Raw genomic sequence first — 21,690 nt, 5'->3', positions numbered from 1 at the left:
CCGGCGGACAGCATTCCGATCATCCGTCTATTATCTTTTTCAGCTTTTCCATATCAAGTGCCTGTCTCACTGTCTGTGCCAGTCTATTATAGGCCGCCTGTTTCTGCGCCGCATAATTCTGACTTGCCGGCAGCGGAGGCAGGTCTTTCCTTTTGCGAAGGATATTCAATAAGGTCCTTCTATACTCATCGTTATCAAAAATCCCGTGTATATAAGACCCCATGATAAAACCGTCTGCGCTGACAGCACCGTCAACCTTATTAACCGGGCATTCTCCCCGCATATTTATCACAAAAGGATGCCTGACCTCATCCGCAAAATCGGTCAATCCCATATGTATTTCATATCCGTTCAGTTCCGCAAAGCTGGCTTTTTCTCCCAAAAACTGCCAGTCCATCGCCTGCGCTTTGATCTGCGAGGTGACTTTTTTTTCGGCAAAAGTAGTTATCATGGGCAGAAAATTCAACGCATCAACCTCATCATGCGCCGACTCGGTATGATATGGATCACGTATTTTGCTGCCGAGCATCTGATAACCGCCGCAGACGCCCACAAGAGGCACCTTATTCTCATGTGCGTCTTTCAGACATTTTTCGAGACCGCTGCTGCGCAGATACAGCAGATCTTCCGTCGTATTTTTACTGCCGGGAAGAATAATAAGATCGGGGCTACCAAGCTGTCCCGCTGTACTTGCATAATAAAGATTTACATCTTCCTCTCGCGATAAAGCATCAAAATCTGTAAAATTTGATATCTTAGGTGTGCGAATGACTGCAATTTTCAATACAGCATTTTCTTTATTCACTTTCTTATCTTTATCATCAAGCGATACAGAATCCTCATCATCAATATCGAGATTTTCCAAATAAGGCACAACGCCCAAAACAGGCTTGCCTGTCTTCCGTTCAAGAAAATCAAGAGCCGGTTCCAGCAATTTTATATCGCCACGAAACTTATTTATCACAAGCCCTTTTACAAGTTTTCTTTCTTCATCATCCAGCAGTGCCAAAGTACCGACCAGTGAAGCCAGAGCACCGCCTCTGTCTATATCGGCTATCAAAAGTACTGGTGCATTCAGGTGTTTGGCAATGCGCATATTTACAATATCATTCGCCTTTAAATTTATCTCGGCCGGACTGCCTGCACCTTCGATGGCCAGCATCTCGAAACGATCCTGCATTTTTGCCAAAGCTTTCTTTACAGTCTCAAAAGCTTTTAAAGAATATCCCTGATGATATTCTTTTGCCGACATATTTCCCACAGGACGCCCCATAAGTATGACCTGAGAACAAGAATTTCCGGTGGGTTTCAGCAATACGGGATTCATTTCTACACATGGCTCAAGGCCGGCTGCCTCTGCCTGAGCTATCTGAGCACGTCCCATTTCTCTGCCATCTTCTGTCACATAAGAATTAAGCGCCATATTTTGTGCTTTAAAAGGTGCTATATTTATACCGTCCTGGAAAAATATACGGCACAAAGCTGTCGTCAGTATGCTTTTGCCGACGTGAGACGATGTCCCCTGCAGCATTATATATTTTGTCATCCCGAATCTCTCCCAAATTGTTTTACTTGTCCGAGACAGTTTTTATCCTGTTTTGCCTATATCTATCCGCCATATCTATAAAACGTTCTGCAGCAGAGGGCACCCCGAGAAAGTGCATATGCAGATACGATGCCAAAATATTTTCAGTCGCGTAGCCGGACTTGTACCGTGCATTATTTCTGTTTTTTGTAAAAACAAAGGCCCACGGAAAATCCTCATCGGTATTTTCCTGCACGGAAAAATGAAACTCATGGCCCTGCAGAGAAGACCCCGCAGGCATGAGAATATTGTCCCTTTGTGCCTGCGCCGTTACATAGCCGACAGTCTGCAATTTACGCTGCATGACCGCCCTGGCGGGTATAATATCAGCCATTGCCCAAATATTACCATCAAAATCAACTATTTCCTTCATCAAATACATATAACCGCCGCATTCAGCATAAATAGGCATATCATCTGAAGCAGCGCGGCGCAGCTCACGAAGCATAAGAATATTGGCTGACAGTTGCTCAACAAATAATTCAGGAAAACCGCCGCCCAGAATTACAGCATCACAAACAGGAAGTTTTTTGTCATGAAGAGGACTGAAAAATTCTATTTCTGCTCCGTAAAGTTTCAGCACATCCAGTCCCGCCGCATAATAAAAAGAAAATGCCTCATCATGCGCTACCGCTATCCGCACACGCTTTGGGATACTTTTATTATTGCCGGATTCGGACAAAAACAACGCTGGCGCTTTTCCGGCTGTCTTGATTATCTGTTCCAGGTCGACCTGCGCATCTATCTTTTCGGCAATATATTTTATTTTTTCAGTTGTATCCTTCTCGCCCGCAGGAGTCAGTCCCAAATGCCGTTCCGGCATTTTCATGCTTTCGTCCCGGCATATGCTGCCAAAAACTCTTATTCCAAGACACTTCATTGCTTCACGAATCATTTGTTCATGTGTGGGCGACCCCAGGCAATTCAATATTACTCCGGCAAAATTAATATCCGGATCATATTCTCTGAAGCCCAGTGCCAACGCCGCGGCACTTTCTCCCATAGAACGGCAGTTTATCACCAGAATCACTGGAGCCTCTAAACATTTTGCAATCTCAGCAGTAGAACTCACTCCATTTTTCCCGCCGTCATAAAGTCCCATTACTCCTTCGATCACGGCTATGTCCGCATCAGATGCCGTTTTTATAAGCAACTCCGTTATTTTTTCCTTTGGTACAAGCCATGTATCAAGATTATGCCCCGGCCGGCCGGCAGCAACGGAATGGTAAGAAGGATCTATGTAATCCGGACCGATCTTAAAAGGCTGTACTTTAAGTCCACTTTGCTGCAAAGCCCTTAAAATACCCGTAACGACAGTTGTTTTTCCGGAGCTGCTCTGCGGAGCTGCAAAAACGATACGCGGTACACTGTAATCTGCCATGTAGTTACCTGCTGTTATCTATCATATACATTACTGCATTTACGCAGGAAGCGGCAATAGGACTGCCCCCCTTGGTGCCTTCTACAGTTATAAACGGCACCAAAGAACACTCCGCCAAAGCTTTTTTTGATTCAGCCGCGCCGACAAAACCGACCGGAGTGCCGATAATGGCCGCCGGCCGTATATTCTCTTCTTCCATCATCCTGATAACTTCAAAGAGAGCTGTCGGTGCGTTGCCTATAGCCACTATTGCTCCGTTCAATTGCTTGCCAAAATAACGCATGGCTGCCATTGAACGTGTGATACCTTTTGCTTTTGCGGTAACAGCTATCTGGCTGTCCGCTATTTTACAAATTACTTCTCCGCCCCAGAAAGCCAGTTTCTTCTTATTGATGCCTGTTCTTACCATCTCAACATCCGTATATATACTGCATCCGTCTCTCAGCGCAGTTTTCATTTTTTCTATGCTGCCCCCGCCTATCTTTATAATATCAGCATAGCCGACATCTCCTGACGCATGAATCATGCGAGAATACAATTTTATCTCATCAGCATTCAATGAAAGCTTTGCCAAATATGGTGCAATTATCTCCATACTGCGATTTTCGATAGCCATTGGCTCTTTTATGAATTCCATATTAAAAATCTCCCCGATATCCAAAGTTGTTATGATCCCAGACGCAGTTGCAGTCAATAAAAAGACCGCTGCACAGAAACGTTAGACGTTGAGTAAAAGTATAGCATAACGAAAAATATAAAACAATCTGCGCCCTTTAAATGAACATTGCACGTCATATACTGACACACAAAAATTCCGTGTTGACAGTCATATGGTTGTCAACACGGAATCTAATCAGATATAAAGGTTACAAATCAAGATTGCGTACTAAATCTGCATGTTCCTCAATAAAACGGCGGCGCGGTTCAACTTTATCCCCCATCAGCACGGAAAAAATACTGTCTGCCTCTTCAGCCTGCATCAGATCAACGCGCAGAACAGTTCTTCCCTCAGGGTCCATAGTAGTCTCCCAAAGCTGCTCAGGATTCATTTCACCGAGGCCCTTATAGCGCTGCACAGTTATACCGTCTCTGCCTATTTCATCCAGTTTCAGCGACAATTCCTCATCGCTGTAAGTATACCAATGCTGCCGACCCTTCCTTACCTGATATAAAGGCGGCTGTGCAATAAACACACGGCCGTTCTTGATCAAAGGCTGCATATACCTATAGAAAAAAGTCAACAGCAATGTACGTATATGAGCACCGTCCACATCAGCATCCGTCATGATAATTATCTTGCCGTAGCGGCTTTTTTCTATGTCAAAATCCTCACCGATACCGCTGCCGAAAGCAGTTATCATCGTCCTGATTTCTTCGTTATTCAAAATTCTGTCAAGCCGTGCTTTTTCAACATTGAGTATCTTGCCTCGCAAAGGCAGGATAGCCTGAAAACGACGGTCACGTCCCTGCTTCGCAGATCCGCCGGCGCTGTCACCTTCGACCAGGTATATTTCCGCCTGCATAGGGTCCTTTATCGAACAATCGGCCAGTTTCCCCGGCAGAGAACTTACTTCCAATGCATTTTTACGACGTGTGAGATCACGTGCTTTTCTGGCGGCCTCACGCGCCCGTGATGCCATGATTGATTTCTCAATTATTTTTTTTGTAATAGCAGGATTTTCCTCAAAATACTCGTTTAATCCTTCTGTTACAATAGAGTCCACTATTCCGCGCACATCGGAATTACCGAGTTTAGTCTTAGTCTGTCCTTCAAATTGCGGTTCCCGTACTTTAAGGTTAATGATACAGGTTATCCCTTCGCGTACATCTTCACCGCTTAGAGCTGAATCATTATTTTTCAAAATATTCTGTTTGCGTGCAAAATCATTGGCTGCGCGCGTAAGCGCGCTTTTGAAGCCAGCAAGATGTGTACCGCCTTCTTCCGTATGAATATTGTTTACATAACCATAAATATTTTCAGAATAACTTGTAGTATACTGCAATGCTATTTCAACAATAGTATCGTCCTTCTGCCCATTAAAATAGACAGGCTCCTCACTTAAAATATCTTTATTACGGTCAAGATATTTTACAAAAGAAGAAATGCCGCCTTCATCGTAGAATACTTCTGTTCTGTCCGATTCATCGCGTTCATCTGTGAGTGTTATATGAATACCGCAATTTAGAAAAGCCAATTCCCGCAAACGCTGTTTTAAAATATCGTAATCATATACCGTTTCCGTAAAAATAGTGTCATCCGGTTGGAAGCGGACTGTGGTTCCAGTCGTTTCAGTTGTGCCTATTTCATGCAAAGGAACCTTAGTCATTCCATAAGCGAAGGATATACCGTATATTTTTCCGCCACGCTTTACCCGCACATCCATTTCCCTGCTCAATGCATTGACTACTGATACACCGACACCATGCAACCCACCTGAAACCTTGTACCCACTGCCGCCGAATTTACCGCCGGCATGGAGAATAGTCAATACAACTTCAACGGCAGGTTTACCACTTTCATGCATATCAATAGGTATCCCTCTGCCGTTATCAGATACAGTTATACTGTTATCCTTATGAATTGTAACTTCAATATGTGTGCAATATCCAGCCAAGGCTTCATCTATACTGTTGTCAACCACTTCAGATACCAGATGATGCAGCCCGTGAGACGATTGATCGCCGATATACATACCAGGCCGCTTCCGCACGGCCTCAAGACCCTCGAGCACCTGAATCTGCTTTGCATCATACTTGCTTTTTACGGCCGTTACTTCACTGCTCATTTCTTCATGATTTATTTTTATATCGGATAAATCAATCGGATCATTTTTATTTTCATCTAAGCTCATAACATCATCCTTCTAATTTATATACTTAACATTTTATCATTTTTTAAGGTTTTTATCAAACAGGCTCTCCTGCCCAACAGTATTTTCAATATATCTCTTTCCGGGTAAAACATACAAAAGTACTCGTCAATATCATAATAGCACCTGCCACAACAAAAACTTCTTTCAATCCCCAATATGTGCCAACGGCTCCTCCCAGCAGAGGTCCTGCCATAGAACCAAGCTGCTGTGCGGAAAACAGCATGCCGAAGATACTGCCTCTGACCGAGCTTCCTGTATTACTTGCCAGCACTGCACTAATAGATGGATTGATGCCGGCAAAAAATAATCCACCGGCAAACTGCATCACAGCAAACTGGAACAAATTATTGGGAATCGCCTGTATAAGCATACAGATGCCTGCTCCGCCCATAGCCACATACATTATCTTGCCAAATGATTTTTTCTGTCCCATTCTCCCCCATACAGGCGCCGAAATGGAGGCAGCAATCCCCCCAAGAGAAAAAACGGCTCCGGCAATCAATACTATATTCTCCATGCTGCCGCGCAGCTGTGCTACATATAAAGTTATTATCGGCTGCAGAATCAAAATCACCATCTGCACCAGAACAGCCAGAATAAGCATTTGTCTTATGACAGGTTCTTTCAGCAGCTCCATTTGGTTGACCGATTTTCTGTCCACGACATCTCCTGCTTCACGCGGTGGTTCCTGAACAAAAAAAATAGTTATCAAGGATATAGTGAACAAGGCTCCGCCTGCTATCATAAAGGATGCTCTCATACCAAATACCTCTGCCAGCACTCCGCCCAGCAGCGGACCTATTACACCGCCGCTGGTCAGCGCTGCCTGCATAATTCCCAGACTCAGTCCCATTTTTTCCGCCGGTACCGATGCCGATACAATAGCCAGTTCTGAAGCCCATAGTCCCGCCGCAAATCCCTGAAGGACTCTCACCATGAAAAGCTGTTCCGGTGATGTAACAATACCTCCCAGAAAATATGTAATAGCCAGCCCTATACTTGAACGCACCGCCATCAGTTTGCGTCCTTTTTTATCGGATATTTTTCCCCAGATAGGTGCCATGATCGCCCCTATAAAAAAAGACACGGAAAAAATCACACCATTCCACATATTCACATCTGACTGTGCCACACCCAGCTCTTTTATCAAGTAAAGAGGCAAAAATGGGATAAGCATAGTATAACTTGCTGACATCAAAACCACGTTACAGGTTAAAATAGCCAAGACGATCTTCCAGCTTCGTCTCGTTTGCATAAAATATCTCCCTTCAGATACTTTTTTATTCTTTCTTCATTAATCCAGCTTCTGCCGCTTCTTCATAAAATAATTTTGCGTTTGAGCCACAGCTGCTATTATCTCTATTAGTTGTCCGTATGCAAAAATTCTTTTTTGGCAATATTACCATTTTGTCTGTAGATTCGATAAGCAGATACCGAACCATCACCATTATAATAGTTTTTCAGTGTTATCCCGGCTGCCTGCGCCTTATCATCACTACTGCCAATGATAAAAATTGTCAGTGCACCATTCTCTGTCCTTGTAGAAATATATACACTATGTTTAAGATTATTTCGGAATTTAAAATCTATGAATCCATCAGCTACCGTGGCATCAAAAGCACGCGGCACATAATCGACGGGCAGATAATGCTCTGTCCGCTCAACAGGTGTAAGACCAGCCTGCAAAATAGAATTATAAAGAGTAGAACTGACCTGACATACTCCGCCGCCGATGCCCGGAACGACCTTGCCATTTATGATCTCAGGAGCTTCACGATACCCGGCTGCGGCAAGCCTTGGCCCGACAGTTTTGTTAAAAGAAAAAACTGTTCCTGACGTAAGCAGCGTTCCCGAAAGATTTTTAGCGGCAAGCGCCACATTTGCACTTCTATTGACATCGCCGGTGTTGAAATGTGTCGTATAAGCTGCCAGCACCGTATCTATCTGCTCAAGGGCTCCGGCTTCCACAGCTGCTTTTGTGATACTGACCGGGATATCCAAAGTTTGAGGATAAATCCCCGACTCAATTTTTTCATTGATAATGTCCGTCAGCTGCTTTTCATCTATCTTTTTCCCTTCTTTTTCTCCTTTTATACCGACGGCAGTGCCATCGGTATAAGCATATGCATCAACAGGTTCTTTATTGATAGATGAGGCCAGTCTGGTAATGATGGAATTCAATTTATTTTGATCATACGTTATTTGCAGTGGTACATTTTTCCCCTGGTAGGTGCAGATGAACTTATCAAAAACATCTTTAAAAAAATTGCCGCTCACTCCAACAGCTGCTGCCATTTCAGCTGTTTTACCGTTGTCACAGATCAAAGCTATGTCATCAGGCTTTATCGTCCATGATTTACCGTCATAATTAAGTATAATAACGCCGTTTTTAGTTTCCTTCATAAACTTTTCAGAAATATTTTTGGCAGCAGTCCGTTCATCCAGCCCGGCTAGATCAACATCTCCTGAATGAACTCCATAGGCGATCCCCGGTGCATTTTTTATAGCTAATGCCGATGAACATATTGCTACCAAAAAGACAGATAAAACCACCACTATGATTATTGATTTATAATGTCCATACAAAAAAACCACTCCCACAATCACTTGCAGATTATAAAAAGCCCCTGTTTTCGCAGGAGCTTTCATAAATAGAGATCTATCGCCAACATACTCTTTCAGAAAAGCATACATTACCTGTCGAAATTTATGACAAATCACATTCCGACAGAATTTTCCTAAAGGTGGGATTTTATTTTACATTCATAGACAGATCTATAAACTTATTAGCTAATTTAGCCTTTTGCAAAACTTCTTCCGTAATATCCGCACCTTCTTCGACAATGACTATGCCGTTGTCCGTAGTAATCCGTTTTGTCGCTTTTTTCCCGAGCAAAAAGCGGCGATGCCTATCTTCCGCAGAGCTGGCAGTGACAGAAGGGGTTTCCTTTTCAACGGGAACAGCTCCTGGGGTCGGTGAGCTTTTTACTTCTGGTTTAACCGTTTTTTCTTCTTCCTTTTTTTCAACGGCAGCTACCGGTTCTGCTATTTTTGGGGATTTTGGCTGCTGTACTGCAGGCTTTGGCGCATCCTTAGCCTGCACCGATACCTGTTGCTTTTCTTGAACAGGCGTTTTGCCGGGAACGGCACTATCAATAATCGTAACTTCTCTGCCAAAAATCGATATTTCCTCAGCTGTTATTTCCTTTTGCGTATCTGCTTCCTGTCCCAGAACCACTTTAGCTATTTTCCCGTTGTCATCAATAAATATATCCGATACAACACCTTGGATAGTTCCTCCCTTGGTTATCGCCTTTGTACCTATAATACGTATGTTTTGATCAAGAAACGGTTCATATTCAACAGCATCATCCAATATAAGTATATCTTCACTGCTGGTGATAGTAACTGCATCATGCCCTATTGCTACAACAGAGGGATAGGGCAGGAGCTTAACTCCACGGTACCAATCTTCATCTTCAATAACTATAGCAGCTATGCTGCCATGTTCAGCGTCAATTAAGAGGGATTTGCTTGTTCCCAATTCACGGCCTTCTGTAATACTGATAATGGGCAATCCCAAAAATTCTTCACTCTTTTTCATTTAATAGAGTCCCTCCGTTTTTTAAGTAAATTTCCGGCAGCCAGACAATATAGCTCAGCCTGATTTCAGAAATTATTATCTATTATATATTTCCGCTTCTGTAAAATATTTTCCCGGTATTTCTCCAAAAGGTGTCATGATCATACCGGCATCAGCCAAAATATGCACAAGCTTCTGTAAATAAGCAATCTGTTTTTCAAAGCCCTGCCGCATAGAAATATCCTCGCATACCGCCGGCAGATGAAGAGCCGCCATCAATATAACCATTGCCTTGATAAATGCTCCGAATTTTTTATAAATATTGCTTATTTCAATGCATATAAAAGGGGCATAGGCACTTTCCCTGTATTTAGGCAGGCTGCACTTCAATGCATACAGAGAAGCTGCATATTCTTTTTTCTCATTCTGCTCATACACATAATTGAGAATTTCATCTATGGAATGCACCCCTGCCACCAAAGCCGCTACCTTTTCTTTTTTTCTATCCGGAAGATAAAGTGCTACAGTATGAACTTCCGCTCTGTCCAGCGGTACCGGCAGCTTATATCTGGCAATGGTGCTCCGTACTATTGCTGCCTTCTTCATAAAGCAGTACCCGCACCCCTGCATACTCAGATCCATTTTTTGCCTCAGCACCACCGGATAATACAGTTTGTTTCTGATAGTTCTGGTATCAGCTGCATCTGTACCGCTGCACAGCGAAGCCCTCATCGTGTAAAATTTATCTGACAGCGTCGTACGCATATGCCTGATTTTCTCTTGATCGGGTATATTATGTAAAATATTATCCTGATGATCTGTTCTGATTGTTTTTCCATTTTTATAACACAAATTTTCAATAATGATTTTTTGAGGATTGCTTACCATTACCGGTAATTTTTCCCAGAGAGGAACAGTATGCCCATACGCAGCCATCTCGTTCTGACTTTTGCTAAAGTTTTTTTTGTCTTCAACAAGTTTTTTATTATAAAACGTGGCCGCAAACGCTGTCAGAAAAACAACTGCCGCTATAAGAGCATAGTATGGCACCTCAATATATCTGGTCAGAGGCCATGCAGCAAATATAAACAAAAACGGCATAACTGCCGCTAATGATATAGCCTTCAATTCCAGCTGTATTTTGCATAAAGCAAAAAAACTGTATATAAAAAAAACACTGGTTAAAACTACCATTAAAGCTGTTCCTAAAAATACTGTCAGCATTTTATTCACAACCTTGCAGACGGAATTTACTTTCAAATATAAAGCAGCCCCATAAGCGGGGATAATCAACAAAATTATCAAACTATAAATCAACTATTTTATTTTACAACGTATACATGGATTTTGCAATTGTATAGTTCAGATAATCTTTCAGTTATAGTTATATATATGCTATAATAATTTAAAAGTTTTTCTCCGCTGACGCTTTCTTTTAATGCAGCATTTTTCTTTCAATTTCCGAACATACGTACCAGAAGGAGCTTTTTTATGAACAGTAATAAATTTCATGAACTGACCCATCTTATAATGGATTCCAAAGCAAAACCACCTGCCGCGCTGTTTGCCGGAGGTTTTGATGATTGGCATGCAAGGGCCCGGCTTGCCCATTTTCTTGTTCTGCCGGAGTTTAACAAAAAATCAGAGTCCGTAGAGCTGTTCCGCTCAATAGTTGAAACAGAACCGGATGAGAACAGCGGAGAGGATATAGAAGAGAAACTTTATGCGTTGCAGCATCTGAGCATGATCATGCTCGATGAAAAGGAACTTGACCATGCACTTATTTATATTAACAAAGCTATAGAGCTTGCCGAGGAAAATGATTTTTTATACAAATATATCTTGCGAGGCGAACTATGGGCCGATCGCTGGAATATTCTTACCCGGCTGCACAAAACAGATCTTGCTGCAGATGAAGTAGAAGACAAAATAACTGCCTACGCGAATTTACCTGTAAAACATATCAGCTATCTTTATTATGGCTATCGTTTTTTGGCCCAGATTGCAGCGGCTAATTTTCATACAACAGATTCTGTCGAAATGATGAAAAAAGCTTTATCCTATATGGATGTGCCAATGAAAAATAAAAGTGCCCTAGAAGATGCAATGAGCGCAACGCATGATAATGCTTCATGGATACTCCAGCAGATCGATTTATCCACGCCTCTCCCGTCATCTGTCAAATGGGATATTTAAAGAACATCCATTACATTCAATATATTTTTGTTTACAGTTGCTTCATTTTGTGATATATTTTTTAAGAAATAATATATCTCCTTTGACGCGGTTGCCGACAACTCCAACGGCTGCCTGGTCAACAGGAATGAAAATTTTAGGAGGATTTTAATGCTTACACAGGAACAAAAATTACAGATTATTCAAGACAATTCAACTCACGAGGGCGACACCGGATCACCAGAAGTGCAGATCGCTCTTCTGACCGCACGCATACTTTATTTGACAGATCATTTAAAAGCCAATAAAAAAGATTTCCATTCACGCCGTGGCCTTCTTAAAATGGTTGGTCACCGCCGCAGACTTTTAGCTTATTTATATGATAATGATGTTGAACGTTACCGTGCTATTTTAAAGAAATTGAATATCGGCAAAGCTAACAAAAGATAATTATCTGAAATCTAATTTTGTTCGATTTTTCAAAATCAGTTATACGAGCCGACATTAGCGATTATCGAAAAAGCGGGGCTGTTGTCTATTTGTATAATGGACCAGTCCCCGCTTTTTATATTTTACATGATTTTGCAGTGTGTCCAGTGGATAGTGAAATGTTTGTTTGATTCTATTTATTAAGCAGATATTTCACTGTTTACTGTGCACAATTGCTGCAACAAGTTATTTAGGAGGTATATTATGCACAGTTTTGAAACTACACTTGGTGGACGTAAATTCGTCATAGAAACCGGAAAAATGGCCAAGCAGGCGAATGGTGCCGTACTCGTACGCTACGGTGAGACAGTCGTCATTGTCACAGCCACAGCATCCGCCGAGCCGCGTGAGGGAATAGACTTTTTTCCTCTGACGGTTGATTATGAAGAAAAAATGTACGCTGTCGGTAAGATTCCGGGCGGTTTCATCAAAAGAGAAGGTCGTCCTTCAGAATCCGCTATTTTATGCAGCCGGCTTATTGACCGGCCTATACGGCCTCTTTTTCCCGATGGATTCAGAAATGATATACAGATAGTAGCTACCGTTTTATCTGTAGACCAGGATAATCCCCCCGAAATAGCCGGCATGATCGGTGCTTCGGCTGCCCTTTCCATTTCTGATATTCCTTTTAAGGGTCCTATTGCAGGTGTACGTATCGGCTGCATAGACGGCAAATTTATTGTCAACCCTACTGTAGAGGAAAGAGAGAAGTCAGACCTTAACCTCACAATTGCCGGTTCACACGATGCCGTCATGATGGTTGAAGCCGGCGCCAATGAATTACCGGAAGAAGTTATCCTGGATGCGATCATGTTCGGTCATCAGGAAATAAAGAAACTGGTAGAATTCCAGCAGAATATGGTAGAAACATGCGGCAAAGAAAAGCGCAATATTAAACTATTCCAGCCTGAAGAGGAAATAGTAAATAAAGTACGTGAATATTCCCATGATAAGCTCAACGCAGCTGTACGTGACAGTGATAAGCTGCGCCGTGATGAACATATTGCTCAGGTAAAAGCAGAGGCTCTTGAACATTTTCTGGAAGAATATCCTGATTCCTCCATGGAAATAAGTGCTGTTTTGCATAAACTCGTAAAGGAAATAGTCCGCAAAATGATCTCTCATGAAAAAATCCGTCCGGACGGACGTGAAGTTGATGAGGTACGTCCTGTAAGCTGTGAAGTCGGACTTCTACCCCGCGCACACGGCTCCGGTCTTTTCACCCGTGGTCAGACGCAGGTACTCACGGTCACTACGCTTGGACCGCTGGGTGATGAACAGATCATCGATGGTGTGGGAACAGAAACATCCAAACGCTATATCCATCACTATAACTTCCCCGGTTACAGCGTGGGTGAAGCACGTCCCATGCGCAGCCCCGGAAGACGCGAAATAGGCCACGGTGCCCTTGCGGAAAGAGCACTTGTTCCTGTAATCCCCTCAGAAAATGAATTTCCCTACACACTCCGGTTAGTTTCCGAAATTCTGGAATCGAACGGCTCCAGTTCTATGGGCAGTGTGTGCGGCAGCACACTTTCTCTTATGAATGCCGGTGTTCCGATAAAAAAACCGGTATCAGGTGTTGCTATGGGCTTGGTAAAAGACGGTGATGCCTATACTATTCTCACTGATATTCAAGGAATGGAAGATGCACTTGGTGATATGGACTTCAAAGTAGCCGGCACTAAAGACGGTGTAACAGCTATTCAAATGGACATAAAGCTTACCGGCATAACACGTGAGATTCTTGCGTCTGCTTTGGAGCAGGCAAAACGCGGTCGCGCCCACATACTCGCAAAAATGATGGAAGCCATTGACGAACCGGCCAAAGAACTTTCACCTTACGCTCCGCGTGTCACGACAATTAACATTCCTGTTGATAAAATACGTGATGTGATCGGGCCGGGCGGCAAAATCATCAAAAAAATCATCGATGAAACCGGCGTACAGATAGACATTGAGGACGACGGTACTGTCCGCATAACAGCAGTAAGTCAGGACAGCGCCAAAAAAGCTGTCGACATAATAAAAGAGCTGACCAGAGAAGTAGAGGTCGGTGCTGTTTACAAGGGAAAAGTTACACGTATAATGAATTTTGGCGCTTTCGTGGAAGTTCTTCCCGGCAAAGAAGGTTTATGTCATATCTCCCAGCTTGATACCAAGCGCGTAGGCAAAGTGGAAGATGTCGTAAGCATCGGCGATGAATTTGAAGTCAAGGTCACAGAAATAGACGGACAGGGACGAGTCAATCTTTCCCATAAGGTATTATTGTAAGGCAGGTCAGAAAATGCATATAGTACTTATCGAACCGCAGATACCGCCAAACACAGGCAATATAGCACGTCTGTGCGCAGCCACAGGCTGTGAACTCCATCTCGTCGAACCGCTTGGTTTTTCTACAGATGACAAGCACTTGAAACGTGCAGGACTTGACTATTGGCATTTATTAAAAATACATTACCACAAAAATTTCGGAGAAGTGCTGTCTCTTTATCCCTCTTCATCCTATCATTATCTCTCTACTAAAGCACCCGGCACCTATACAGATGCTGCATACGGAAAAGATGATATGCTGGTCTTCGGCAGAGAAGATGCCGGCATCCCGGAAGCTATCTTAAAAGATCATCTCGATTGCTGTGTCCGCATCCCAATGATAGCAGAGGCCCGCTCCTTAAACCTCTCAAACTCTGTATCCATAGTGGTCTATGAGGCACTCAGGCAGCAATCATTCACTGCTTTGAAGAAATCCAGCGATTATCTGAGGAAAATTTGAACTGCAACGTAAGGAATGAGTTAATTGCCCAGTCTTGACAATTGTATAGCAAAACTAAAAACTTTTCTTCCTGCCGAACGGATTCTGATCGATGCCCCCATGTCCGAACAAACCACTTTTAAAATCGGTGGTCCGGCTGATTGTCTTGTTCTGCCGGCTTCCATAAATGAAGTGGAAAAAATCATGCAGCTGGTTAATGAATACGCTGTTTTGTGCACGATAATCGGCAATGGGTCAAATATTCTGGTTCTCGATAAAGGGATCCGCGGCATAGTAATTAAGCTTGGCGCTGAAATGTCCGGCTTGCACTGCGAAGGAGAAAAACTTTACGCTGGCTGCGGTGCTCTTTTAAGTGATGCCGCTAAATTTTCTGCAGAACATCTCCTGACAGGTCTCGAATTTGCCGTTGGCATCCCCGGCAGTATCGGCGGTGCAATATATATGAACGCCGGCGCTTATGGCGGCGAAATCAAAAACATTGTAACGGCTGTGAAAGCTGTGAATAAAAATGGAAGCATCGTCCGCTACGATGCTTCCGCTCTGGATTTTGGCTATAGGCACAGTATTTTTCAAGAAAACGAAAATATAATCTGTGAAATAGAATTCACCTTGCAAAAAGGAAAGAAGAATGAGATCATTACTCTTATGGATGATCTCACCGAAAAAAGAGAAAGTAAACAGCCTTTAGAGCTGCCCAGTGCCGGTTCTACATTTAAGCGTCCGCCAGGATACTATGCAGGCACTTTGATAGATCAAACAGGCCTTAAAGGCTTTTGTGTCGGCGGTGCACAAATTTCTGACAAGCACGCCGGTTTTGTAGTCAACACCGGCAACGCCACTGCCGAAGATGTTTTGCGCTTGATAGCTGAAGTTCAGCGCCGCGTTTATGAGAAACACGGTGTAAAGCTTTATCCCGAAGTGCGCCTTATAGGTGAAAAATAATTATCCTGTTGATTATTTACAGTCACATCAAAAACTTATGCCGGCGATTTTATATCGCCGGCATAAGTTTTTTATTACAATGTGTATTCTTTCACAAAGTCAACAAACAATTTGACAATCGGCATATCATTATTGAGATCACTATGAATCATCCAAGTTTTTCGTGTTATAGGATCACCTGATTTTTCTACTATTGTCAGCCTGTGCAGTATATCATTGTGCTCCCTGATAATATGCGCAGGCAAAGGAGCATATCCCAGTCCATGAACAACCATTCGTTTGCAGTTCTCTAAATTTGACACATGCATACTTACCTGAGGTGGTTTCTTAAAATTTTCCCTCCACCACTTGTCCAACTGCCCTTTCAGCAGATAATCGCTGTCATACTCTATCCGCGGCAGTTCGGGCAAGTCACTCATAGCGAACGGTTCTCTGTAAACCATATACACGGGCTCTTCAAACATCAGATGCTTATTTTTACACCCGCCATAATCTATACTGGCAAAACCCACTTGTATTTTTTGATTATAGAGTAATGTAAAAATGTTTTTGCTCCAGCTTGTTACTACTCTGTATTTTACCGCAGGATACTTTTTTTTAAATTGTTCAAGCAATACAGGTAAAACATACATAGTAAGATAATTTGACGCCCCTATCTCCAATGTCCCGGCATTTTCACTGAAAAGCTCCTGCACTTCATTTTTTATATGCCGCATTTGATCCGTCATCTGCGCGGCCTTTTCAACGAGGTATTCCCCTTCCGGTGTAAATTGAATGCCTCTTGTACTGCGGTGAACAATCCGCACATTGAATTCACGTTCAATATGCTGCAAACGGGCAGTCAGCGCCGGCTGCGACATATATAATGCCTGTGCGGCCTTAGTTATATTTTTTTCTATATATATCCTTTGAATTATCTGCCAATCCCGATCTTCCATTTAAAATTCAACTGCCTTTAAATAATTTACTTTCATTTTAAATTCGGTATTCCGATAAGGAACTCCTCTTTCCTCATAATTAAGAAAACACTGATTTAATTAGTCTGTCCGCATGAACGCACAGTACAAATTAATCATTGGTTATTAAATCCCCTGATTAGTTTGCCACTGAGCTCAATGTGCGCTGATTTTTCACCACGCAGAAAAGACTGCTGTGAAACAAATCTTTATTCATACGGTGTCATAAATAACTGATACCCTTGATTTGTTTTACAGCAGTCAATATACTCAGTTTCCCAGACTATCAAAACGCTGACACTTTTATCCTGTCCCAGTCTGAAAGAAAATTCAAACCAACGGCTTACGGATCACATCAAGTATACTGCCGTCTCTATATTCTACCACAGCCACTATATCCCTATCATCATCGCTCAATTTTATTTCCTCCGGTTTGCCGACAAAAGCATATGCCAGCTGCTGCAGATCTTCGATCTTCATTATGGGCAGCTTGCTGTCTTTGAGTTTTTCGATAAGATCTGTGCGTTTAGGGTTAATGGCAAGCCCTCTTTCAGTGATGATGACATCCACGTCATCTCCCGGTGTGACAACATTTTGGACATGATTTCTGATCATTGGCAGTCTGCCCCGTATCAAGGGCACAACAATAATAGTAAGTGCCGCTCCTGCCGCAGTATCGCTGTGCCCGCCCGATGCACCCATGCATATACCATTGGAATCAGTGATAACATTTACGTTAAAATCAAGATCAACTTCCGTGGCGCTCAATATTACCACATCAAGATCATTTACTATTGGTCCGGCATTCCATGGATTGGCATAAAAAGAAGCGGATATTTCAATATGATTAGGATTTTCCGATAATGACTTTACGGCAGTCGTATCAAAAGTCTGAGCATCATAACAAGCCTTAAACAGCCCGTCCTTAAGCATATCGGCAAAAATCCCAGTTATACCGCCTATACCAAAACTGCCCGTAATATTCTGATCTTCCATTTTTTCACGGATAAATTTGGCCGCTGCCAAAGAAGCTCCGCCGCTGCCCATCTGCATGGAAAAACCATCCTTCAAAACACCCGTTTCATCCATCACTTCAGCCGCATATTCAGCTATGAGCAATTGTGTAGGACTTTTAGTTATGCGTATTGCCCCCGATGCGATGCCTTCAGGATCACCTATCGCTTCCACCGGAACGATATAATCCACCTGTGTCTGCGGAATACTATACGGATATACCGGGTCATTCACAAGATTATCCGTGATCAGCACCACCTTATCCGCATAAGCGGCATCGATCATGGCATATCCCATGGACCCAAACGCTGATTTGCCGATGCGCCCCGTAGCATTCCCCTGTCTGTCACATGTCGGTGCGGCCATAAACGCCGTATCAATATGCAGTTCACCCGCTTCAATTGCTCTGGCTCTCCCACCATGCGAACGTATTATTGTCGGCTTTTTTAAAGCCCCCGGATTTTTTGTCAAATATTTTCCCAATTGCCCTCTGAGTCCGCTGGATTCCAGAGCTGTCACTGTGCCGTCCCTAATATAATCTATCAAAAAGTCATGACATGGACTAAGCGAGCTGGACGCAATGGTAATATCCTTTATTCCTTTTGCGGCAATACATTCCATCACCATTTTCATTACATAATCACCGTTGCGTAGATGATGATGAAAAGAAATAGTCTGCCCGTTTTTCAAACCTGTTTTTTCTATTGCCTCATCTATTGATTTTAAAATTTTATCTGTATGTGGTTTTCCCGCACGAAGCTTTTTACCCGCCCCGGTATGTGCAGGAGTATACGCACTCGTGCCTTCATAGAGTCTTGTGTTACTTATTCCCGAAATATGAGCCGGGATTTCACGTCCTACTGCATTTTTCATATTTCTTCCCTCTTTTTTTCAACATCAATCCCTGCTGCCTTCGCCTGATCGACTATGCGCTGCGCCCTGACGACAATAGGCCCGTCGATCATCTTGCCATCGACAGCCAGCACTCCTTTATGATTTTTAAGAGAATCATCAAACGCCGCCAAAACTTTAAGTGCATGTGTCAACTGTTTATCATCCGGGGTATAGATACGATGAACTTCCGTAATTTGCTTTGGATGTATGACAGACTTACCGTCAAATCCCATATCGCGGCTGTTAGTCACCTCACGTTCAAACCCTTCCATATCTCTCACATCTGAGAACACCGTATCCATACATTGAATTTCAGCGTCGCGTGCCGCCATTAATATCTGAGAACGAGCATAGTAAAGTTCTATTCCCGTTTTCGTCCGCTGGGTTTTCAAATTGGCTATAAAATCCTCGGCACCTAATGCAATGGCGATCAAACGCGGATGCCTGCAGATTTCTCTTACATTATAAAGCCCCTTGACACTTTCGATAGCGCCGATAATATTTATTGTGCCTTCCGGCCAGCCGTTTTCCTTTTCAACTCGTTCAATTTCACCTGTGACCAATTCTACCTCGGAAACATCTTCCACTTTTGGCAGACGTATCATATCCGGTTTCGCCGGTAAAATCACTTTCAAATCATCGATGCCAAAAGGCGTTTGTGTAGGGTGATTTATTCTTACCACAGTTTCCGAATGGAACTTAAGTGTTTTTAATGCATTGGCAACAAGATATCTTGCCGTATCTTTTTCCGTGACGGCAATGGCATCTTCCACATCAAACATAAGACTGTCCGCTCCGTAAATATCCGCTGAATTGATCATTTTAGGACTGTTGCCCGGCACAAACATCATTGTCCTGCGCAGTCTTGTCTTCGGATCATTCATCATGCCATCCCCCTTTCAAGTGCGGCAATTATCCTTGCCTTTATCGTATAATCCCATGCGCCTTTATCCGATACGTTGACTTGAACATCAGAAAAACCCTCAGCTGCTACCGTATCTTTTATCAATGTTTCAATATGACTGCCGTATTGATTCTTTACCGGTGACTGCAATTCAATAATTATTCCGCTTTCAGCCTGCAGTGGAGAAACCTCTACTATCAGGTCATTTTTTTCTTCAAATCCTGCTTGGGCGGTTTTTTTTAATACTTTTATCATGGCGTCCCCTCCTAAAAATCATCACTATCCAATGATCTTTCCTCTAAAATATATTCCAAATTTCATTTTGCCTTTATCCTGTTTGAACAATAATAATAGAATTTTTAATTTGTATTACTATTTTTTAGTATAAAACACAAAAAAATATCTGTAAAATTTAAAAATTGAATTTTCATTCATAAAAAAAGCAAATAATATAATAGCAAATATTAATCATTATATGATTGACCGAGTTAACATTGAAATATCAATTTTATAAAATTATCTAATCGTCAGCAATCATATTTTTATATTTTACACTTCCATTGATTATTTATATCATAAAATTACTTTGAATTATTGATAATAATTTTCCAAAAATTTAAAATCGTATATTGAGGAGTGAGATCATGTCATTTTTAAGCAGCAAAAAATTCATCAGTGCTGTTCTTACAATCGGCGTAGTCGCAGTGGGTTTTATAATTCCTCCGCCAGATGGGTTAAGTGTGGCAGCATGGCACTTATTTGCTATTTTTTTAGGAACAGTAGTAGGTTTTATTCTGCAGCCCATAGAGCTGGGCACTATCGCTCTGATCGCGCTGGTGTTGTGTGCGTTAACAGGTGTGATGAAATTCTCGCAGGTATTATCAGCCTTCAGCGGCAATACAGTTTGGTTGATTGTCTCTGCGTTCCTGTTGGCAAGGGCATTCATTATAACCGGTCTTGGCCGCCGTATAGCATACCTGGCAATGAGAGCTTTCGGTGACAGCAGTTTGAAGCTTGTCTATTCACTGGCTTTGAGTGATGTCATTATCGGACCTGCTATTCCTTCCAACTCAGCGCGGGCAGGCGGACTGATTTTCCCTATCGTGCAGAGTCTGGCCCATGCTTTCGATTCGAAAGCTGATGAGAGTCCGCGCAGGCTCGGAGCATATCTGATGGCCTGCATATTTCATCTTGATTTAGTTGTATCTGCCTTATTTTTAACTGCAATGGTAGGAAATCCCATAGCCGTCGCTATGGCGAAAAAAGTTTTCGATATTGACATTACATGGATCGGTTGGTTCGTGGCAGCTTCTGTCCCCGGCATAGCGGCTCTGATAATTATTCCTTATGTCCTTTATAAATTCTACCCTCCTGAAATAAAGAAAACTCCCGAAGCAAAAAATATTGCCAATAAAGCACTGGAAGAAATGGGACCGATGTGCATAAGAGAAAAAATTCTTCTCTTCGTTTTTGTAATGCTTTTAATTTTATGGGCTACTACAACAATAACTCATTTAGATACCACACTGATAGCGTTTATGGGATTATGCATTCTTCTAATAGGCCGTGTTTTGACCTGGAAAGATGTTATCAGTGAAAAAAAAGCATGGGATACGCTTATCTGGGTTGGCGGCGTTATAGTCATGTCTGACTATCTGAACAAATTGGGATTTATACCATGGTTTGCTGCTATTCTTGAAAATCAGATGATCGGTGTAAGCATGATCACTGCGGTAGTCCTATCATTTATTATTTATTTATACAGTCATTATTTTTTTGCCAGCATGTCTGCACACGTAACTGCAATGTATGCTGCCTTGATCACCCTCGGTGCGGCTGCTGGAGCACCACCCTTTATTTCTGCATTTGTAGTCGCCATTGCAGCAAATATATGCGGCTGCCTGACACACTTTGGCACAGGCCCTGCACCGGTATATTTTGGTGCGGGTTATATTGATCAAAAAACATGGTGGACTATCGGCTTTGGCGTATCTGTGATGCATATCATAATCTGGCTTGGCATCGGCGGCGTATGGTGGAAAGTACTTGGTTATTGGTAAATAGATATCTGTGCCATAAATAAAAAAATGGTATGATTCAGCACGTTTCGCTGAATCATAC

Annotated in this window: 18 protein-coding genes; 6 read left to right on the top strand and 12 right to left on the bottom strand. The window is 42.5% G+C overall.

The genetic code is table 11. The features are described 5' to 3' along the window. Positions 1–19: 19 nt before the first annotated feature. The 8 genes from I6758_RS00235 to I6758_RS00200 form a co-directional block, all read right to left on the bottom strand. Complete coding sequence (locus tag I6758_RS00235) at positions 20–1,546, bottom strand: cobyric acid synthase (protein WP_196603209.1); 1,527 nt, start codon at positions 1,544–1,546, stop codon at positions 20–22. Between the two features lie 22 nt (positions 1,547–1,568). Continuing rightward, a complete protein-coding gene (locus tag I6758_RS00230; RefSeq protein WP_196603208.1) occupies positions 1,569–2,966 on the bottom strand; it encodes a cobyrinate a,c-diamide synthase in 1,398 nt (465 codons plus the stop codon). 4 nt (positions 2,967–2,970) lie between these two features. After that, positions 2,971–3,603: a precorrin-8X methylmutase gene (locus I6758_RS00225; protein ID WP_196603207.1), complete on the bottom strand. Its 633-nt coding sequence runs from the start codon at positions 3,601–3,603 to the stop codon at positions 2,971–2,973. Between the two features lie 229 nt (positions 3,604–3,832). Next, complete coding sequence (gene gyrB, locus I6758_RS00220) at positions 3,833–5,752, bottom strand: DNA topoisomerase (ATP-hydrolyzing) subunit B (RefSeq protein ID WP_231038441.1); 1,920 nt, start codon at positions 5,750–5,752, stop codon at positions 3,833–3,835. Positions 5,753–5,903: 151 nt separating this feature from the next. After that, positions 5,904–7,094, bottom strand: coding sequence for an MFS transporter (locus tag I6758_RS00215; protein WP_196603205.1), 1,191 nt, complete (start codon positions 7,092–7,094; stop codon positions 5,904–5,906). A gap of 107 nt (positions 7,095–7,201) precedes the next feature. After that, on the bottom strand, positions 7,202–8,425 hold the full coding sequence (locus I6758_RS00210) for a VanW family protein (RefSeq protein ID WP_196603204.1): 1,224 nt from the start codon (positions 8,423–8,425) through the stop codon (positions 7,202–7,204). 166 nt (positions 8,426–8,591) lie between these two features. Beyond that, entirely contained in the window at positions 8,592–9,443 is an 852-nt protein-coding gene (locus tag I6758_RS00205) for a PRC-barrel domain-containing protein (RefSeq protein WP_196603203.1), read from the bottom strand. 75 nt (positions 9,444–9,518) lie between these two features. Further along, positions 9,519–10,646, bottom strand: coding sequence for a hypothetical protein (locus I6758_RS00200; RefSeq protein ID WP_196603202.1), 1,128 nt, complete (start codon positions 10,644–10,646; stop codon positions 9,519–9,521). A gap of 267 nt (positions 10,647–10,913) precedes the next feature. On the opposite strand from I6758_RS00200, the gene I6758_RS00195 reads away from it, so the two are divergent. The 5 genes from I6758_RS00195 to murB all read left to right on the top strand — a co-directional run bounded on the left by I6758_RS00195 (position 10,914) and on the right by murB (position 15,801). Then, a complete protein-coding gene (locus I6758_RS00195; protein ID WP_196603201.1) occupies positions 10,914–11,618 on the top strand; it encodes a tetratricopeptide repeat protein in 705 nt (234 codons plus the stop codon). A gap of 150 nt (positions 11,619–11,768) precedes the next feature. Beyond that, on the top strand, positions 11,769–12,047 hold the full coding sequence (rpsO, locus tag I6758_RS00190; RefSeq protein WP_196603200.1) for a 30S ribosomal protein S15: 279 nt from the start codon (positions 11,769–11,771) through the stop codon (positions 12,045–12,047). A 243-nt stretch (positions 12,048–12,290) separates the two neighbouring features. Then, positions 12,291–14,360 carry a polyribonucleotide nucleotidyltransferase gene (locus I6758_RS00185; RefSeq protein WP_196603199.1) on the top strand — a complete coding sequence of 690 codons (2,070 nt, stop codon included), beginning with the start codon at positions 12,291–12,293 and terminating at the stop codon, positions 14,358–14,360. Positions 14,361–14,373: 13 nt separating this feature from the next. Next, on the top strand, positions 14,374–14,859 hold the full coding sequence (locus I6758_RS00180; RefSeq protein ID WP_196603198.1) for a tRNA (cytidine(34)-2'-O)-methyltransferase: 486 nt from the start codon (positions 14,374–14,376) through the stop codon (positions 14,857–14,859). Positions 14,860–14,883: 24 nt separating this feature from the next. After that, positions 14,884–15,801, top strand: a complete 918-nt coding sequence (gene murB / locus I6758_RS00175) for a UDP-N-acetylmuramate dehydrogenase (protein WP_196603197.1) — start codon at positions 14,884–14,886, stop codon at positions 15,799–15,801. Positions 15,802–15,875: 74 nt separating this feature from the next. Here murB and I6758_RS00170 read toward each other — a convergent pair whose 3' ends face one another. The 4 genes from I6758_RS00170 to citD all read right to left on the bottom strand — a co-directional run bounded on the left by I6758_RS00170 (position 15,876) and on the right by citD (position 19,824). Continuing rightward, positions 15,876–16,739: a LysR family transcriptional regulator gene (locus I6758_RS00170; protein ID WP_196603196.1), complete on the bottom strand. Its 864-nt coding sequence runs from the start codon at positions 16,737–16,739 to the stop codon at positions 15,876–15,878. Positions 16,740–17,087: 348 nt separating this feature from the next. Continuing rightward, positions 17,088–18,644 (bottom strand): citrate lyase subunit alpha, encoded by a 1,557-nt coding sequence (gene citF / locus I6758_RS00165; RefSeq protein WP_196603195.1) that lies wholly within the window; start codon positions 18,642–18,644, stop codon positions 17,088–17,090. Then, on the bottom strand, positions 18,641–19,552 hold the full coding sequence (locus tag I6758_RS00160) for an aldolase/citrate lyase family protein (RefSeq protein WP_231038429.1): 912 nt from the start codon (positions 19,550–19,552) through the stop codon (positions 18,641–18,643). The genes citF and I6758_RS00160 overlap by 4 nt, the downstream gene beginning before the upstream one ends. Continuing rightward, a complete protein-coding gene (gene citD / locus I6758_RS00155) occupies positions 19,549–19,824 on the bottom strand; it encodes a citrate lyase acyl carrier protein (protein ID WP_196603194.1) in 276 nt (91 codons plus the stop codon). The genes I6758_RS00160 and citD overlap by 4 nt, the downstream gene beginning before the upstream one ends. 389 nt (positions 19,825–20,213) lie before the next feature. Here citD and I6758_RS00150 point away from each other — a divergent pair, with 389 nt between their 5' ends. Continuing rightward, complete coding sequence (locus tag I6758_RS00150; RefSeq protein ID WP_196603193.1) at positions 20,214–21,629, top strand: DASS family sodium-coupled anion symporter; 1,416 nt, start codon at positions 20,214–20,216, stop codon at positions 21,627–21,629. The last annotated feature ends 61 nt before the right edge of the window (positions 21,630–21,690 follow it).

Origin of the sequence: Pectinatus haikarae (assembly GCF_015732185.1) — a bacterium.
Classification (GTDB): domain Bacteria; phylum Bacillota; class Negativicutes; order Selenomonadales; family Selenomonadaceae; genus Pectinatus; species Pectinatus haikarae.
This window is presented reverse-complemented; position numbering and strand designations above follow the sequence as displayed.

Coding starts and splice junctions, on each gene's coding strand:
- I6758_RS00185 (WP_196603199.1), top strand. CDS start 12,291: ATGCACAGTTTTGAAACTACACTTGGTGGACGTAAATTCGTCATAGAA.
- I6758_RS00195 (WP_196603201.1), top strand. CDS start 10,914: ATGAACAGTAATAAATTTCATGAACTGACCCATCTTATAATGGATTCC.
- I6758_RS00180 (WP_196603198.1), top strand. CDS start 14,374: ATGCATATAGTACTTATCGAACCGCAGATACCGCCAAACACAGGCAAT.
- I6758_RS00205 (WP_196603203.1), bottom strand. CDS start 9,443: ATGAAAAAGAGTGAAGAATTTTTGGGATTGCCCATTATCAGTATTACA.
- I6758_RS00170 (WP_196603196.1), bottom strand. CDS start 16,739: ATGGAAGATCGGGATTGGCAGATAATTCAAAGGATATATATAGAAAAA.
- I6758_RS00230 (WP_196603208.1), bottom strand. CDS start 2,966: ATGGCAGATTACAGTGTACCGCGTATCGTTTTTGCAGCTCCGCAGAGC.
- I6758_RS00225 (WP_196603207.1), bottom strand. CDS start 3,603: ATGGAATTCATAAAAGAGCCAATGGCTATCGAAAATCGCAGTATGGAG.
- rpsO (WP_196603200.1), top strand. CDS start 11,769: ATGCTTACACAGGAACAAAAATTACAGATTATTCAAGACAATTCAACT.
- I6758_RS00160 (WP_231038429.1), bottom strand. CDS start 19,552: ATGATGAATGATCCGAAGACAAGACTGCGCAGGACAATGATGTTTGTG.
- gyrB (WP_231038441.1), bottom strand. CDS start 5,752: ATGAGCAGTGAAGTAACGGCCGTAAAAAGCAAGTATGATGCAAAGCAG.
- I6758_RS00150 (WP_196603193.1), top strand. CDS start 20,214: ATGTCATTTTTAAGCAGCAAAAAATTCATCAGTGCTGTTCTTACAATC.
- I6758_RS00200 (WP_196603202.1), bottom strand. CDS start 10,646: ATGCTGACAGTATTTTTAGGAACAGCTTTAATGGTAGTTTTAACCAGT.
- I6758_RS00235 (WP_196603209.1), bottom strand. CDS start 1,546: ATGACAAAATATATAATGCTGCAGGGGACATCGTCTCACGTCGGCAAA.
- I6758_RS00215 (WP_196603205.1), bottom strand. CDS start 7,094: ATGCAAACGAGACGAAGCTGGAAGATCGTCTTGGCTATTTTAACCTGT.
- citD (WP_196603194.1), bottom strand. CDS start 19,824: ATGATAAAAGTATTAAAAAAAACCGCCCAAGCAGGATTTGAAGAAAAA.
- citF (WP_196603195.1), bottom strand. CDS start 18,644: ATGAAAAATGCAGTAGGACGTGAAATCCCGGCTCATATTTCGGGAATA.